General features: G+C 30.0%; 13 protein-coding genes and 2 tRNA genes. 13 read left to right on the forward strand and 2 right to left on the reverse strand.

Annotation, left to right across the window (positions count from 1 at the left end):
* Positions 1-762 precede the first annotated feature (762 nt).
* From alaS to tyrA, 11 genes are all read left to right on the forward strand, one after another.
* The gene (gene alaS, locus BTURN675_RS00800) at positions 763-3426 is read left to right on the forward strand and encodes an alanine--tRNA ligase (protein ID WP_046288696.1); all 2664 of its coding nucleotides are present in this window, start codon (positions 763-765) and stop codon (positions 3424-3426) included.
* An 85-nt stretch (positions 3427-3511) separates the two neighbouring features.
* Positions 3512-3697, forward strand: a complete 186-nt coding sequence (gene csrA / locus BTURN675_RS00805) for a carbon storage regulator CsrA (RefSeq protein ID WP_046288697.1) — start codon at positions 3512-3514, stop codon at positions 3695-3697.
* A gap of 152 nt (positions 3698-3849) precedes the next feature.
* Positions 3850-3939: transfer RNA gene (locus tag BTURN675_RS00810), tRNA-Ser, on the forward strand.
* Positions 3940-3964: 25 nt separating this feature from the next.
* Positions 3965-4038: transfer RNA gene (locus BTURN675_RS00815), tRNA-Arg, on the forward strand.
* Between the two features lie 189 nt (positions 4039-4227).
* A complete protein-coding gene (gene ffh / locus BTURN675_RS00820) occupies positions 4228-5595 on the forward strand; it encodes a signal recognition particle protein (RefSeq protein WP_046289085.1) in 1368 nt (455 codons plus the stop codon).
* A 132-nt stretch (positions 5596-5727) separates the two neighbouring features.
* Positions 5728-5991 (forward strand): 30S ribosomal protein S16, encoded by a 264-nt coding sequence (gene rpsP, locus BTURN675_RS00825; RefSeq protein WP_046288698.1) that lies wholly within the window; start codon positions 5728-5730, stop codon positions 5989-5991.
* Between the two features lie 33 nt (positions 5992-6024).
* Positions 6025-6645, forward strand: coding sequence for a ribosome maturation factor RimM (gene rimM, locus BTURN675_RS00830; protein ID WP_052722579.1), 621 nt, complete (start codon positions 6025-6027; stop codon positions 6643-6645).
* A gap of 34 nt (positions 6646-6679) precedes the next feature.
* Positions 6680-7456 carry a tRNA (guanosine(37)-N1)-methyltransferase TrmD gene (trmD, locus tag BTURN675_RS00835; protein WP_046288699.1) on the forward strand — a complete coding sequence of 259 codons (777 nt, stop codon included), beginning with the start codon at positions 6680-6682 and terminating at the stop codon, positions 7454-7456.
* 91 nt (positions 7457-7547) lie between these two features.
* Positions 7548-7898 (forward strand): 50S ribosomal protein L19, encoded by a 351-nt coding sequence (gene rplS, locus BTURN675_RS00840; protein ID WP_046288700.1) that lies wholly within the window; start codon positions 7548-7550, stop codon positions 7896-7898.
* Positions 7899-8314: 416 nt separating this feature from the next.
* Positions 8315-9382, forward strand: a complete 1068-nt coding sequence (locus BTURN675_RS00845; RefSeq protein ID WP_046288701.1) for a 3-deoxy-7-phosphoheptulonate synthase — start codon at positions 8315-8317, stop codon at positions 9380-9382.
* Between the two features lie 16 nt (positions 9383-9398).
* Complete coding sequence (tyrA, locus tag BTURN675_RS00850) at positions 9399-10520, forward strand: bifunctional chorismate mutase/prephenate dehydrogenase (protein WP_046288702.1); 1122 nt, start codon at positions 9399-9401, stop codon at positions 10518-10520.
* 160 nt (positions 10521-10680) lie between these two features.
* Here tyrA and BTURN675_RS00855 read toward each other — a convergent pair whose 3' ends face one another.
* Both BTURN675_RS00855 and bamD read right to left on the reverse strand, forming a co-directional pair.
* The gene (locus BTURN675_RS00855; protein ID WP_052722581.1) at positions 10681-11538 is read right to left on the reverse strand and encodes a prephenate dehydratase domain-containing protein; all 858 of its coding nucleotides are present in this window, start codon (positions 11536-11538) and stop codon (positions 10681-10683) included.
* Positions 11539-11949: 411 nt separating this feature from the next.
* Positions 11950-12723: an outer membrane protein assembly factor BamD gene (bamD, locus tag BTURN675_RS00860; RefSeq protein ID WP_071840774.1), complete on the reverse strand. Its 774-nt coding sequence runs from the start codon at positions 12721-12723 to the stop codon at positions 11950-11952.
* Between the two features lie 154 nt (positions 12724-12877).
* Between bamD and rluD the strand changes: the two genes are divergently transcribed.
* Both rluD and clpB read left to right on the forward strand, forming a co-directional pair.
* Positions 12878-13855, forward strand: a complete 978-nt coding sequence (rluD, locus tag BTURN675_RS00865) for a 23S rRNA pseudouridine(1911/1915/1917) synthase RluD (RefSeq protein ID WP_216697868.1) — start codon at positions 12878-12880, stop codon at positions 13853-13855.
* 81 nt (positions 13856-13936) lie between these two features.
* Positions 13937-16513, forward strand: a complete 2577-nt coding sequence (gene clpB, locus BTURN675_RS00870; RefSeq protein ID WP_046288704.1) for an ATP-dependent chaperone ClpB — start codon at positions 13937-13939, stop codon at positions 16511-16513.
* Positions 16514-16588 lie beyond the last annotated feature (75 nt).

Raw genomic sequence — 16588 nt, forward strand, 5'->3', positions numbered from 1 at the left:
ATTTTTTTAGTGGTTTTAGTAAATATTTCAAAATGTTTTTGTATTTTCTATCTAATAAATAGTAATATAAATAATAATCTGATTAAAGGAATGTTTTTTAGTAGTTGAATGTATTCAAGTATGTTTTTATTCATATAATTAAGATAGATACAATATAATTATAATAATAATTATTATAATATATAATATACATGTATAATATATAATAGAGGTGTATTTTAGTTATATAATAATTATTATAGGGTATGTAATTGAGAATTCAAATGATGTGGAAAATTCATTTGGTTTTGATTTTGTGTATTAAGGTTATATTGTATTTGTGAAATCATTTAGTTTTAAAAAATCGGTGATAATAAATTATGATTTATAAAACATTATTAATTTTTGAATAAATGGCATTATATTTTTTTTGCTATGTTATTATTTTCTGATTTTTTAATTAGAAATTGTATTTCATTTAATGTTGTGTGTATATTTTATATTAATAATTAAATTTATGGATAAAAAATTTGATAATTGTTATTAAATTAAGTTTTAAATGTTGATTGTATATATAGTTCAAATCGTGGATAATATACGTTTTAGTTGACTTGTACATGATATTCTTAATATATGATGTTTTTATTAAGATTATGTTGTTTTTATCACATATGTATGTAGATCGGGGTATTTATTTTGTTTAGTTATTTTTATGTTTTTAAATTTGTAAAAATCGTTTTATATTTTTAGTTTTTTTAATATTGTTAATTTTTTGTAATTGGTATGAATAAGAACAGTATAGTTGAAGTGCGCCAGGCGTTTTTTGATTTTTTTTCTAATAAAGGACATGTAGTGATCGATAGTAGTTCTTTATTACCTGAAGAAGACTCTTCATTATTGTTTACAAATGCTGGCATGAATCAATTTAAAAATTTATTTTTGGGTCTAGATAAGCCTTTAAATAGTCGTGTTGTTACTGCCCAACGTTGTGTACGAGCAGGGGGTAAGCATAATGATTTAGAACATGTTGGTTATAGTAATCATCATTTAACATTTTTTGAAATGTTAGGTAATTTTAGTTTTGGTGATTATTTCAAGGAAACTGCTATTTTATTTGCTTGGGAGCTATTAACTGGTTCTCAATGGTTTAATTTATCAAAAGATAAAATACTGGTTACTATACATGTAAATGATGAAGAAGTATATGAAATTTGGAATAATATAATTGGCATATCAGATAAATATATAGTACGTATTGGTGATAACAAAATAGGTGATGGTAGTATAATTTCCGATAATTTTTGGCAGATGGGTGATGTTGGGCCTTGCGGTTATTGTTCTGAGATTTTTTACAATTGTGGTGAAGTGATTGAAGAAAATCAGTTGGAAAATGAAAAAGGTATTCGTGGTAATTATGTTGAAATTTGGAATTTGGTTTTTATGGAGTTTAATCGTCAATTTGATGGAACTTTGTTGCCTTTGCCGTTTTTATCAGTAGATACTGGTATGGGATTAGAGCGTATTACTTCGGTTTTGCAGTCTGTGAGTAGTAGTTATAGCATTGATTTATTCTATAATCTTATGATGGGTATAGTGGGGGTTATTGGAAATGTAGATTTTAAAGATCGGTCTTTTCGTGTTATTACAGATCATATTCGAACGTGTTCTTTTTTAATTAGTGATGGTGTGCGTCCTTCAAATTCAGGGCAGGGTTATGTTTTACGTCGTATTATTAGAAGAGCTGTGCGTCATGGAAAGATATTAGGTATTCGGGGGATGTTTTTTTATAAATTAGTGGGTCCTCTTGTTGAGGTTATGGGTTACGTTAATGTTCAGTTAGTAGAGCATAAAAGTATTATAGAAAGTGTGCTGTTTAATGAGGAGAAGCAGTTTTTATTTGTTTTGGAAAAAGGTTTGGATATTTTAAATGAGTTATTGTCTAAATTAAATGTTGGTGATATTTTAGATGGAGAAGAAATATTTTATTTATATAGTACATACGGTTTTCCATTTCAATTTACAAAAGATATTTGTTTACAACATAATTTTAAAGTTGATGAAATTGGTTTTAATCAATCAATGTTAATTCATAAGAAAAATGCTCAAAGATTCAATAAGTTTTCTATAGATGCAAATAAGTTGTTATTAACGGATCATCATACTATTTTTATTGGGTACAAGGATTATTCATGTATATCTGAAATTTTGTCTATATTGAAAAATAATCAATTAACAGAGTCATTATTTCAAAATGAATTTGGTTTTATTGTGTTGGATACAACTCCTTTTTACGGTGAATCTGGTGGACAAATTGGTGATATTGGTGAATTAAGGACTGAATCTGTTTATTTTGAAGTGTTGCAAACTAGAAGATATGGTCAAATTTTTGTGCATTGGGGGAAGGTGATAAGTGGTATTTTTCGGGTTGGTGATCGCGTAACTGCTCAGGTTAATAAAGACCACCGGCGATGTGTTTCTTCTCATCATTCTGCAACTCATTTATTACATTCAGCTTTAGTGCATGTTTTAGGGAGTCATGTTGTACAGAGAGGATCGTTAATTAATAATCAATATTTGCGTTTTGATTTTTCACATGATAAATCGTTATCTTTAAAGGAGATATATTTGTTAGAAGATATTGTTAATAATAACATTCGAAATAATTTGTTGGTTTGTAGTGAATTGTTGCCAATTGACATTGCCCTTAACAAGGGAGCTAAAAGTATATTTGGTAAGCGGTATGATCCAGTAGTTCGTGTGCTAAGTATTGGTGATTTTTCTATTGAGCTTTGTGGTGGTACTCATGTAGATCGTACCGGTGACATCGGTTTGTGTGTTATTCGTAGTGAGCATGGTGTTGCTTATGGTGTGCGTCGAATTGAAGCGGTATGTGGTGTAGAAGCATTATTTTTCATTCGGGAGAAAAAACGTTTAATTCAGTGTGTTTCAGATCAGGTGAGAAGTAGTCAAGAGAATGTAGTTAAAAAAGTTAGTATATTATGTAATAGAGTAGTAGAATTAGAAACAAAATTAAAAAGATGTAGAGATCGTCAGATTATTGATGAGAACGAACGATTAATAAAACAGGTTCGTTGTGTTGGTAAGATAAAATTAATAGTTGATTGTGTGGATTGTAGTGTTGATTTAAAAATGTTGCGTATGATTGTTTGTAAATTAAAGAAACAATTAGTTTCTGGTATTGTTGTTATTATGTCTCTTAGTACTAGTAAGGTTATATTACATTTGGTAGTTGGTGTTACTAAGGATTTGATTTTTTACGTAAGTGCTGCGGAAATTGTTAGTTATTTAAACAATCATTTTGGTGGAAGTGGAGGCGGTCGGTCAGATTTAGCACAATCCGGTGGTGGTCGTGTTAAAGCATTGCCAACGGTCATAGATATGTTAGATAGATTTTTAATTAAAAAAATTGGTTTTTATAATATGTAATTTATTAATGTGTTGAAGATTTTGTTTTTCATTTCATTTATAATTTTATGTGGTTTTTTTTAAAAAATTTACAAGGAGTTCAGGGATGCTTATTCTAACTCGAAGAGTTGGTGAAACGCTTATGATTGGAGATGAGATTAAAGTTACAGTTTTAGGTGTGAAAGGTAATCAGGTACGTATTGGTGTGCATGCACCCCGAGAGGTGTCGATACACAGAGAAGAAATTTATCAGAGAATTCAATCTGAAAAATCGCAACAAACTTTTTGTTAGATGAATAACTTAATGATAGTAAATTTTTAAGTATTTACATAGTTTTTATTTGTTAGAGAGGTTTTTGTTAACTTGAAATCAAGTGGTTTTTTAGATTCTATGAAAATTAATGATTTACTTGGTTGATTATTTTTGTTTTATTAATGTTTTTTAGTGAGGTGGCCGAGTGGTTGAAGGCGCTCCCCTGCTAAGGGAGTATATAGCGATAATCTGTGTCGAGGGTTCGAATCCCTCCCTCACTGTATTTTATTTTTTATAATATAATGTGCACCCGTAGCTCAGTGGGATAGAGTACTCGGCTACGAACCGAGCGGTTGGGGGTTCGAATCCTCCCGGGTGCGTTTGGGTTGTTTTTTATTGTTTTTGTTTTTATAAATGTAAAAAATATATGTGTGTGCGTTATAATATATTATGTTATAACAATTATTTTTTTGTGTTTTTGTTATATTTTGTGGTGTAAATATTAGGGGTTGAAATTAAAATAGTTAGTTTCAATGGCGTTTTTATATATACAATGTGAGAACATTATAATGTTTGAAAGTTTATCTAATCGTTTATCAAAAATAATTCATAATATTAATACACGCGGTGTATTAACAGAAGACAGCCTTCAGAAGGTATTAAGTGAAGTGCGAATAGCTTTGTTAGAAGCAGATGTTACGTTACCGGTAGTACGTACTTTTATGGATAATGTTAAAGCACAGGCAATTGGTAGTGTGATACGAAAAGGATTGACTCCTTCTCAAGAGTTTGTTAGGATTGTCCATGGTGCATTAGTGCAATCTATGGGTGGTCAAGATTTATCTTTGAATTTGTCTAAAAATATTCCCTCTATATTATTAGTAGTTGGTTTTCAAGGAGCTGGAAAAACTACTACGTGTGCTAAAATTGCTAAATATTTGTCTGTAAAAGAAAAAAAGAAAGTTCTTTTGTCATCAGTAGATATTTATCGTCCATCGGGTATTAGGCAGTTAGAAATTTTGTCAAATATTGCTGGTATTGATTTTTTAAAGGTTGAAGATGATAAAAATGTAATTAATATGGCTTCTTACGTTTTGAGAAAAGCAAAATCAGGATGTTATGATGTTGTGTTGATTGATACAGTTGGTTGTTTGTTAACTGATTTAGATCTTATTTCAGAGATTGTTGATCTTTCATCTTTCTTAGATCCCGCAGAGATTTTGTTAGTGGTTGATGCTATGCTTGGACAAGAATCTGCAAAAATTGCTAGTTTTTTTAGTTCTAAATTGTCGTTAAGCGGAGTGGTTTTAACGAAAATTGATGGAGATTCTCGTGGTGGGGCAGCACTTTCTACATATCATACTATTAATAAGTCAATAAAATTTATTGGCACAGGGGAAAAAGTTAGTGATTTAGAGCCATTTTATGTGAATCGTATGGCAAGTCGTATTCTTGGTATGGGTGATGTTTTATCTTTAATTGAAGATATTGAACATAAGGTGGAAAGTGTTCATGTGAGGCATACTTTATCTAAATTAAATAAAGGGGGGGTTTTTGATTTATCTGATTTTTTAAATCATTTAAAACAAATGCGTGATTTGGGAGGTGTTGATCAAATATTGAGTAAGTTACCTATCATGGGTAGTGTTTCGGATACTGTAAAATCAAAGATTGATGATAAGATATTGATGAACATGGAGGTTATTATTAGTTCAATGACAATAGAAGAGCGAAAATATCCTAACATTATTGATGGTTCACGAAAACGGCGTATTGCGTCTGGATCTGGTGTTTCAGTTCAGTCGGTCAATGTATTGTTGAAGCGTTTTGGAGAAGTAAAATCTGTTATGTCGAAAATTAGTAAAAATGGGTTATCAAAAGTTTTAGATGTTGTGAAAAATAAATTATCTTCGGGGTTTTTCCAAAATAAAGTTTAATATTTATTGAGTTTAGACAATATGTTAATGATATTATATAAAAAATATCATTAAAGTGTTTTTGAATTGAATTCGTAATATTAATTTAATATAGTTTGGTTTGTAAGTGTCATTGTGAGTAGGAGCGAGTGTATGGTAAGAATTCGTTTATCGCGGGGTGGAACAAAAAATAGACCGTTTTATCGTGTTGTGGTTACTGATAGTCGTAGTTCTCGTGATGGTAGATTTATTGAAAGAGTTGGTTTTTTTGATTCGATTGATAACAAATGTTATATTCGTCAAGGTATAACTTTAAATTTAGATAGAATTTATTATTGGATGAAACAAGGCGCAGTTGCTTCTGATCGTGTATGTAGTTTGATTAAGAACTATAAAAAGCAAAAAATTATATCATGATTTTTATTATATGTGTTGTGTTTATAGTTTTTTATGTGTAGAAATATTTTTGTTATTATTGATTTTGTATTATTAGAGATGAGTATAGATAAGAAAAAATTAAATGCGTTGTTTTCTAGTGATATACCTATTAATTTTGATCCTATTATTATAGGTCAAATACGTTCAGCATATGGTATTTTTGGATGGTTAAAAATTATTTCTTTTTCTGAAAAATTTAATCAGATTATGAGTTACAAACCTTGGTTTGTACAGTTATTTTTGTGTTGGTATAGTGTATACGTGGAATATTGGAAAAATCATGGTAGTGACTGTCAGTTTATTGTTAAAATTAAACAAGTATCTAATCGAGAGATGGCTCAAATATTTAATAATCACAAAATCTATATTGATGTGTCACAATTACCTTTACTTAGTTGTGGTGAGTATTATTGGAAAAATATAATTAAATGCCAGGTTATTAGTGTTTCTGGTTACAATTTTGGGGTAGTTACTGATTTAATTTCAACTGGTTCTAATGATGTGTTAGTTGTTAAAACACAACGAGTGTCGATTTCTAGTCGTGTTGTTTTGATTCCTTTTCTTACAACAGTGGTAAAATATGTTGATTTTTTAAATCGTGTTATTTATGTGAAATGGAGTATAGAGTTTTGATTTTATTTTTATAAGATGATTAGGTATATATTAAATGTGGATTGCTGTGATAACTTTATTTCCAAAAATGTTTCGTGCTATTACTGATTATGGTATAGTGGGACGTGCGATAAAAAGGGGTTTATTATCGATAAAATTTTGGAATCCTCGCGAGTTTTCGAGTGCTCGATATGGTCGAGTAGATGATTATTTATATGGCGGTGGATCAGGTATGTTAATGATGGTTCAGCCATTAAGGGACGCAATTTCTTGTGCGAAAAGTGACGGAGGAACAGATAATATAAAGGTTATTTATCTTTCTCCTCAAGGAAAAAAGTTAGATCAAAATGGAGTGTATGAGTTTCTTCATGCTTCAAAATTAATTTTGGTGTGTGGACGTTATAAAGGTATCGATGAACGTTTGATACGTTTAGAAATTGATGAAGAATGGTCGATTGGTGATTATGTTTTAAGTGGTGGTGAATTAGCTGCAATGGTATTAATTGATGCGGTTTCTCGTTTTATTCCAGGAGTTTTAAATCAGATAGTATCTGCAGAAGAAGATACTTTTTGTTGTAATAATTCAATGGGTATATTGTCACCCCCCCATTACACGCGGCCTTCTATTTTTGAAGGTATATCTGTCCCACGTGTGTTATTATCGGGAGATCATGATAAAATTTGTCAATGGCGTTTAAAACAATCTCTTGGTTGGACATGGGTCAAAAGACCCGAGTTATTAAAAAGCATTGTATTATCGCCTGAAGCTAAGAGATTGCTGTTTGAGTTTAAATATGAATTTTTTATGAGATTAATAAATGAGTTACATTAAATATGTATTTTTATATGAAAGTATGTTAGCATTATTATAATATTTATTGATGCTAACAGATTTTTACAGGATATAGAAGTGATAATATATTATGAACAGTAATATTATTAAAATGTTTGAAGTGCAACAAGTGCAGAAAAAATTTTTATCTTTTCGTTCTGGGGATTTTGTTATTGTTAAGATATGGATTATAGAGGGAAATAAAAAGCGTTTACAGATATTTGATGGTGTGGTTATTTCTATACGAAAATCTGGATTAAATAGTACTTTTACAGTTAGAAAAATTTCTCATGGGGAAGGTGTTGAGCGTGTATTTCATCTTCATTCTCCTGTTATTGAGGAGATTGTGGTCAAACGTTATGGTAAGGTTCGTCAAGCTAAATTATATTATTTACGTTTTTGCACGGGAAAGAATGCAAGGATTCGGGAACGTCTCGTTTAGCCGGAGGTTTTGATGTCTTTTTAATGTAATTGATTTTTTTAAATTGTTTTAGTTAATAATTGGTAAGTTTTTTTGAATATATTGTGTTATTTAGTTTGGTGGTAGTTTGGTTTGTATGATTTTATTTTGTTATTGATCTGTTGATTGTTTAATTTCATGATTATTTCAAGATAATTTGTAATGTATGCAATATATTTATGTTTTGATAATGTAGTTAATAGCATGATCTTGCATGTTTAATTTTTCTTCATTAAATTATTTCTTGATTAAAATAAGTGCATGTGTGTTATTTATTAGTGGTTTTTTATATAACATTAATATAATATATATTGCATATATCATTTCATATACTTTAATTTAGTATAAAGTTTTCGTTTATGATTTTAATGTGAATTATTTTAATTAAGGTTGATGTTATGCTAAATTGCAAAAATAATTTTAAAACTAATAGTGAATTATGTATTATTACGCCAGAACAGTTAAAGAGGCAATTTTTTTTAAAATCGAATTATCGTGAAATGATTTCCTGTTCCAGACAGGTAATTTCTGATATCATACACAGATTAGATTCACGATTTTTAGTAATTTGTGGTCCTTGTTCTATTCATGATGTAAATTCTGCTATTGATTATGCTAAACGTTTAAAACAATTATCTGACGAATTGTGCGGACAATTGTATATTGTTATGCGTGTATATTTAGAAAAACCGCGTACGAGTATTGGTTGGAAAGGTATAATTAACGATCCGTATATGGATGGATCATGTAATATAGAATCTGGATTAAAAGTTGCTCGTTCATTATTATTGGAATTAATTGATATTGGTGTACCTTTAGCAACTGAAGCTCTAGATCCCAATATTTCTCAGTACCTTAACGATTGTTTTAGTTGGTCAGCTATTGGAGCGCGTACTAGTGAATCTCAAGTACATCGTGAAATGGCTTCTGGGTTATGTATGCCAGTAGGATTCAAAAATAGTACTAACGGTAGTTTAGAGATGGCAATTAATGCCATACATTCTGTGTCTATTGCTCATTCATTTATTGGTATCAGTCAATCTGGACATGTTGCTCTATTGCGTACCACAGGTAATTCTAATTCTCATATTATTTTACGTGGCGGTAAGCATCCGAATTATTATCCTGAAGATATTTTATATTGTGAAAAAATGATGTTTCAGGCGGGTTTACCTGCTGCATTAATGATTGATTGCAGTCATGGTAATTCTAATAAAGAATATAATCGTCAATTAGACGTTGCAGAGTCTGTATTGTCGCAGATTAAGTCAGGAAATCGTTCTATTTTTGGATTAATGCTTGAAAGTCATATTTATTCTGGCAATCAATCTGTAACATTGCCAGTTAATAATATGCGGTATGGTGTTTCAGTTACTGATCCTTGTATTGATTGGGATAGCACCAAAAAACTTTTACGTCATTTATGTTTTCAATTTAAACAATTTTCTTCTTCTCGATTATTATAGAGGTATTTTGAAAAATATGATAGAAGAATTGAATATTTTGAGAAATAAGATAGATAAGGTTGACAAATCTTTATTGAAATTATTATCTAAGCGTCTTGCGTTGGTTTCTCAAGTTGGTGAAGTCAAAAGCAGGCATGGATTGTTTATTTATGCGCCTGAAAGGGAAAAGATCATGTTAGATTCTCGTCGTCGAGATGCTATTAAATTGGGGGTATCTCCTGATTTAATTGAAGATATTATTCGGCGAATAATACGTGAGTCTTATTCTAATGAGAAAAAAAAGGGGTTTAAGACTTTATGTCCTGGATTGCGTCCAGTAGTTATTGTTGGTGGTTGTGGTCAAATGGGTCGTTTATTTTATAGAATGTTTATTCTATCCGGTTATCAAGTGCGTATTTTAGAGAAAGAGGATTGGATTCGTGCAAAGACAATATTATCGGATGCAGGAATGGTGTTAATTAGTGTACCAATTCATACTACAGTAGAGGTAATTAAAAAATTACCACCTTTATTGCATGATTGTATTTTGGTTGATGTGGCATCAATCAAACATGATTCATTGCAGGCTATGTTATTAGTTCATAATGGTCCAGTATTAGGACTGCATCCAATGTTTCATCCGGATACTGATAGTATGGTTAAACAAGTGATTGTTTGTTGTGACGGTCGTTATCCTGAGTCATATCAATGGTTATTACAACAAATTAAAGTTTGGGGAGCACAATTGTATCATATTAATGCATTAGATCATGACAAAAATATGTTATTTATTCAATCTTTATGTCATTTTATCACATTTGTATATGGCATGTGTTTGTTTGAAGAGAATGTTAATTTAAATGAAATAGAGTCTTTATCATCGCCAATTTTTCGTTTAAAGTTAATGATGGTAGGGAGGTTGTTTGCTCAAGATCCTTCCCTGTATGCTGATATTATTATGTCTTCGAAAGATAGTATATTATTAATCAAGCGTTGTTATTCATATTTTAGTAAATTACTTGTATTGATTGAGAAAGGTGATAAGCAGGAATTTCTTGATTTTTTTAGAAAAATAAAATGTTGGTTTGGACTGTATTCTGAACGTTTATTATTAGAAAGCCGTGTTTTGTTGCGTCAAATAAATGATAATCGTAAATAAATTTTAGATAATACTTAGTTATCATAATTTATGATTTGTTGATATAGTGTTTTTGTTTCTGTAGTTATCGTGTATACATTTTAAAAATGTGTTATTTTACTTGTTATATTTTATTATGTGGATTATATCGTCATATATATGTAATTATATGTAATATGACTTATTCTTGAATTGAAATAGGGTAACAACCTAGTATTTTTAAGGAATGTGTGATATTTCGTAATTTTTTTACAGCCTCTTGTACGTATTGTTGGTATAAATTAGCTTGCATGTCAATAAATATTTTTTGTTCATTTGTGTTATTTTTTATTGATTGAGGTTTAATGTGATGTATTTTAATATTGTATTGATTTAGTATGTGTGATATTTCTTCGATGGAAATGTTAGATGGATGATCAGTGGATAGAATAAGTGTAGTTTTAGCAGGTGTGTTTTTGTTTATTGTGATTTTTTTATTTCCTAGTATTATGAATCGTGTAGTATTATTTTTTTTATTAGCGATGTTTTTTTTTATAACTTGTAATCCATATAAATATTTTCCGCTATTTTCATTACCTAATGCGGCAAAGCTCGGGTTTTTGAGTTTAGATACTTTTTCCATTGCATCAGCGCTACTCTTGCAGAATATAAAATCTAATTTTGGAAAATTTTTAAAAAATTCATTACATTGTTGAAATGGTTCAGGGTGACTATAAATTTTTTTTATTTCTTTAAAAGAAGCGTTTGGTATAGTTAATATGCAGTGTATTATTGGTATATGAATTTCACCTATTAGAAATAAAATAGTGTTTTGTAATAAGTTATATACTTCATGAATTGCACCTGACGTTGAGTTTTCAATAGGTAAAATTCCGTATTTTGCTTGTTTAGTTGTTACTAATTTAATTATGTCACTGAAATTTTGGCAGCTATACTCCCCGATATTATTTAGTTGACGTGTATTTGCATATTGTTCTGATGCAATGTGGGAGTATGATCCTTGTGGTCCTAGAAATGCTATGTTTTCTGTATGCTTCATGGTTGTTTGAGTTTTTTTAAGTTTTTATTGTGTTTTTTGATAATTTATTTTATTTTTCAAGATGGATAATTGGATAATAACTGTATATTTTTTTAGTATGTAAAAAATTAATTAATGTTATTTTTACGAGTTTTATATATCATATTGTGATATTTTGATGTTATTTTATATGTTTTATTAAAAAATTAAAAGATTATAAGTTTATTATATTAGTAGTTGTTATTATATTAGTAGTTATATTTTATATGTAGTAGTGATGTTATAGTAGTGATGTTATCACGGAATATTATGTTTTGTGATTTTAATGTTTTGTGGTCATTGAGTGTTTAAATAGATGGTTAATATTTTGTGATCTAAAGTTAAATTTGTATTTAAGTTGCAAGTTATTTTATTGTAGTAGATGTTTATATATTATGTTTGTTTTAATGTATTAATTATTTTGTTTTTGTTAAAAATGATTATTTTCATAACTTGGTTTGTTTGATGGGTAAGATGTAATTTTTGGTAGGCTGTATGCATATACCATAGTGCATGGTGTGCAGCTTTTGTATCTGAAAAATATCGGAGCATATCTTCAGTACGGTTGATAACCGTTATATAAGCTTGTTTTTTGTTGTAATATTTTATAATAGCTAATTCGTAGTCAGCAATACGGTTTTTTAGATAAATGAGTCGTTTGTATGCGTCTGGTGTGTATTGGCTGTTTGGGTATTGGTGTATTAGTTTTGAAAAATCATGAAATGCTTGACGAGCGTATATTGGGTTATATTTTGATTGCTGTTTTATAAAAGATAATTTGTGTATTGTATGATTATCAAGTTCCATGTTGATTAATCCGCTTATATAAATAGGGTAATCCAAGTTTGGATGATTAGGGTTTTGTTGTAAAAAGTCATTTATAGTTACATGTGCCAATGAAAAATCCATAGATTTGTAATATGCATAAATTAAATCAAGATAAATTTGGTTACTGTATTGATTGAATGGGTATTTTTTATTTAGTGTTTCTAATTTTTTAATAGCGGTTTTATAATTTTTATTTTTTAATTTACATTTTGCGGATAGATATTGTTTATGTAAATCATCATTTGTAGTATTGGTATGATTTTTACAGTGGCATAAAAATGGTGTGAAACACATGATTATAATTAATATTGTTGATGTTGAATGTTTTGTATATATCATGGATTGATGATTAATAGTATTTAATTATATTTTTGCACTAATAATTATGATTAGTGAATGAATTTCATGATATTTATTAGTTAAGTAGGGAATAATTTATTTTTTTATTAAAATCCCGCATTGTGCAACAAATAGCATTATAATGCAACATTCTATGATGAAACAAGAACATAAAAATATTACCAAAACTATAATAATCACAAGTTTTTTATCTGGACTCCGTTTAGATAAAGCATTATCACAATCACTTCCAGATCATTCTCGTTCCAGAATTAAGCGATGGATTCTTAATAGACAAGTTAAAGTTAATAATTGTGTTGTTACAATGCCGGATAAAAAAGTATTACAAGGTGAATTGATTGAGATTAGTTATGTTGTTGAGTATGTTAAATCTTTAAAACCAGAAAATATTTTTTTAAATGTTGTATATGAGGATGATTTCATCGTTATAATAAATAAGCCGTCGAATTTAGTTGTACATCCTGGTGTTGGTAATACTTCTGGCACGGTGTTGAATGCTTTATTATATCATTATCCTAATATTTCTGTTGTTCCTCGTGCTGGTATTGTACAACGTTTAGATAAAGATACCACCGGATTAATGTTAATAGCGAAGGATATTGATACACAGGTTAAGTTGGTAAAGTTATTCCAATTACATAAAATAAGGCGTGAATATGACGCAATAGTTTATGGTAATATCGTTAATAATGGGACAATAGATAGACCGATTGCTCGTAATTTTTTTAATCGGACATCTATGTGTGTTCATCCTTCAGGAAAATCTGCTATCACTCATTATCAAGTTATTGAGACTTTTTCTCATTCTTACACGAGGGTAAGATTACAGTTGGAAACTGGGAGAACACATCAGATTCGAGTGCATATGGCGCATATTCAGCATCCTTTAATTGGTGATAAGAAATATGGAAAATCTAAGCATTTATTGTATTTGAAGAAGAGATATGACAGGACATTTAATCATTGTTGTGTGTTTTCCTTTGAAAGGCAAGCTTTACATGCTTCCATGTTAAAGTTTGTGCATCCTATTACAGGTGTTTCGATGAGATGGAAAATACCATTACCGTTAGATATGTTAGGTTTATTAAATGTTTTGCGATTGAGTCTTTAATTGATTTAGTTGTAGAATTTTGAATTTAGCAGTATATTGTTTATATTTTATATCAAGGCCTTGGTTTAGGAAAAATAGTTCATGAATTTTGATCGTTTTACTAGTAATTTTCAATTAGCGTTATCTGATGCTCAGAGTATAGCTATTAGACTGAATAATCAGTTTATTGATTCATTACATGTTATGTTATCTTTATTGCGGCAATCAAACGATTCGATATGTCGGTTATTACAGTGTATTGAAGTTGATATTGATAAATTTACTGTCGCTGTTGATCAAGCTTGTAAATTATTGCCTAGTATTGATAATCCTGATGGAAATGTTCAGTTTTCTCAAGATTTAATTCGCACATTAAATCTTGCTGAAAAGTTTTCACAAAAATATTTCGATACTTATATTGCTTCTGAAGTATTTATGTTAGCTGCAGTAAAGATAAATAGTTCTTTAGGTATTATTTGTAATAAATTTGGTATTAGTGTAGATAATGTAAAAAAGGCTATAAAAACTATACGAGGAAACAAACCGGTGAGTTCTCAAGAATCGGAAAATTTAAGAGATATTTTAAAAAAATTTACTATTGATTTAACTGAATTAGCTAAACATAATAAATTAGATCCAGTAATTGGTAGAGATGAAGAGATTCGTCGTACAATTCAAGTATTACAGAGGCGGACTAAAAATAATCCAGTTCTTATTGGTCCACCAGGGGTGGGAAAAACCGCGATTGTAGAAGGATTAGCACAGCGGATAGTTAATGGTGAAGTACCTGAAGGATTAAAAAATAGCCGAGTTTTATCATTAGATATAGCAACATTGTTGGCTGGAGCTAAGTATCGAGGTGAATTTGAGGAACGTTTAAAGCATGTATTGCGTGATTTATCTCAACATTCTGGGGCTGTAGTTTTGTTTATTGATGAGTTACACACTGTGGTGGGTGCTGGAAGAACTGATGGGGCTATAGATGCCGGGAATATGCTCAAACCTAGATTAGCGCGAGGTGAACTGCATTGTGTGGGTGCTACAACATTAGATGAATATCGAAAATATATTGAAAAAGATGCGGCTCTTGAAAGGCGTTTTCAAAAAGTATTTATACTTGAGCCAAGTATTGAGGATACTATAGCAATTTTGCGGGGTTTAAAAGAACGTTATGAATTACATCATCATGTACAAATAACTGATCCAGCTATTGTGGCTGCAGTGGTTCTTTCGAATCGTTATATCACTGATCGTCAGTTACCAGATAAAGCTATTGATCTTATCGATGAAGCAGCGGCTAATATTCGTATACAAATAGATTCTAAACCAGAGGATTTAGATCGTTTAGACCGAAGGATTATACAGTTGAAGTTAGAGCAACAAGCTTTAAAAAAGGAATCGGATGATGCTAGTCGAAAACGTTTTGAAATGTTAAGCAGTGAACTTTCTAATAAGGAAAGTGAATATGTAAAATTAGAGGCTGAATGGAAAGAAGAAAAAGAATTTTTATTAGATATGCAATCTTTAAAAACACAATTGGAAGAGGCTAAAATTGCTCTTGATCAATCTCGTCGGGTTGGTGATTTAGCACGAATGTCTGAATTACAGTATGGTAAAATTCCTGAGTTGGAAAAAGAGTTATCTACGTATTTGAGTTCTAAATTTACTAAAATGCGTTTGTTGCGTAATCGTGTTACTGATACAGAGATTTCTGAAGTGTTGTCAAAATGGACTGGAATTCCTGTTGCACGTATGTTAGCCAGTGAAAAAGAAAAATTGTTACGTATGGAAGAGGTGTTACATCAATCAGTCATTGGTCAAAATGAGGCAGTGGAGGTAGTTTCTAATGCTATTCGAAGAAGTCGCTCTGGGTTATCTGATCCTAAAAAGCCAATTGGTTCTTTTATGTTTTTAGGTCCTACTGGTGTGGGTAAGACTGAGTTATGTAAATCATTGGCAAACTTTTTATTTGATACTGAAAGTTCTATAATTCGTATTGATATGTCTGAATTCATGGAAAAGCACTCAGTATCAAGATTGCTTGGTGCTCCTCCTGGATATATAGGTTATGAAGAGGGGGGGTATTTAACAGAGTCAGTTCGTCGTCGTCCTTATTCTGTAGTGTTGTTAGATGAGATAGAAAAAGCACATTCAGAAATATTTAATGTTTTGTTGCAAGTATTAGATGAAGGTCGTTTAACGGACGGACAAGGTCGTACAGTTGATTTTCGTAATGTTGTTGTTATTATGACATCTAATTTGGGGTCGAATATCATTCAGGAAAATTCGGGTCAATTGAATTATTCTGGTATTAAAGAAATTATTTTTAATTTATTATCTCATAATTTTCGTCCAGAATTTATCAATCGTATCGATGAGGTGGTTGTGTTTCATCCATTAAATGAGACTCATATTATTAGTATTGCAAAAATTCATTTATCGATTTTATCCAAACGTTTGGAAGAATGTGGTTATAAAGTTAGTTTTTCTAACGATATTTTAGTTTTGTTAAGTAAAATTGGATTTGATCCCGCATATGGTGCTCGGCCGTTAAAACGTGTGATACAACAAAAAATTGGAAATTTTTTGTCGCAGGAAATATTATCAGGTTGTTTAGTGCCTGGGGATAATATTATACTAAAAGTGAAAAATGATTTTATATATTTTGAAAAACAATAATAGATTAAATGATGTGTGTGGTTGTTGTAATTGTGATATTCGGTATAGTAGTACACTGTTTGTATATATTTGAAT

Source organism: Blochmannia endosymbiont of Polyrhachis (Hedomyrma) turneri (genome assembly GCF_000973505.1).
Classification (GTDB): domain Bacteria; phylum Pseudomonadota; class Gammaproteobacteria; order Enterobacterales; family Enterobacteriaceae; genus Blochmanniella.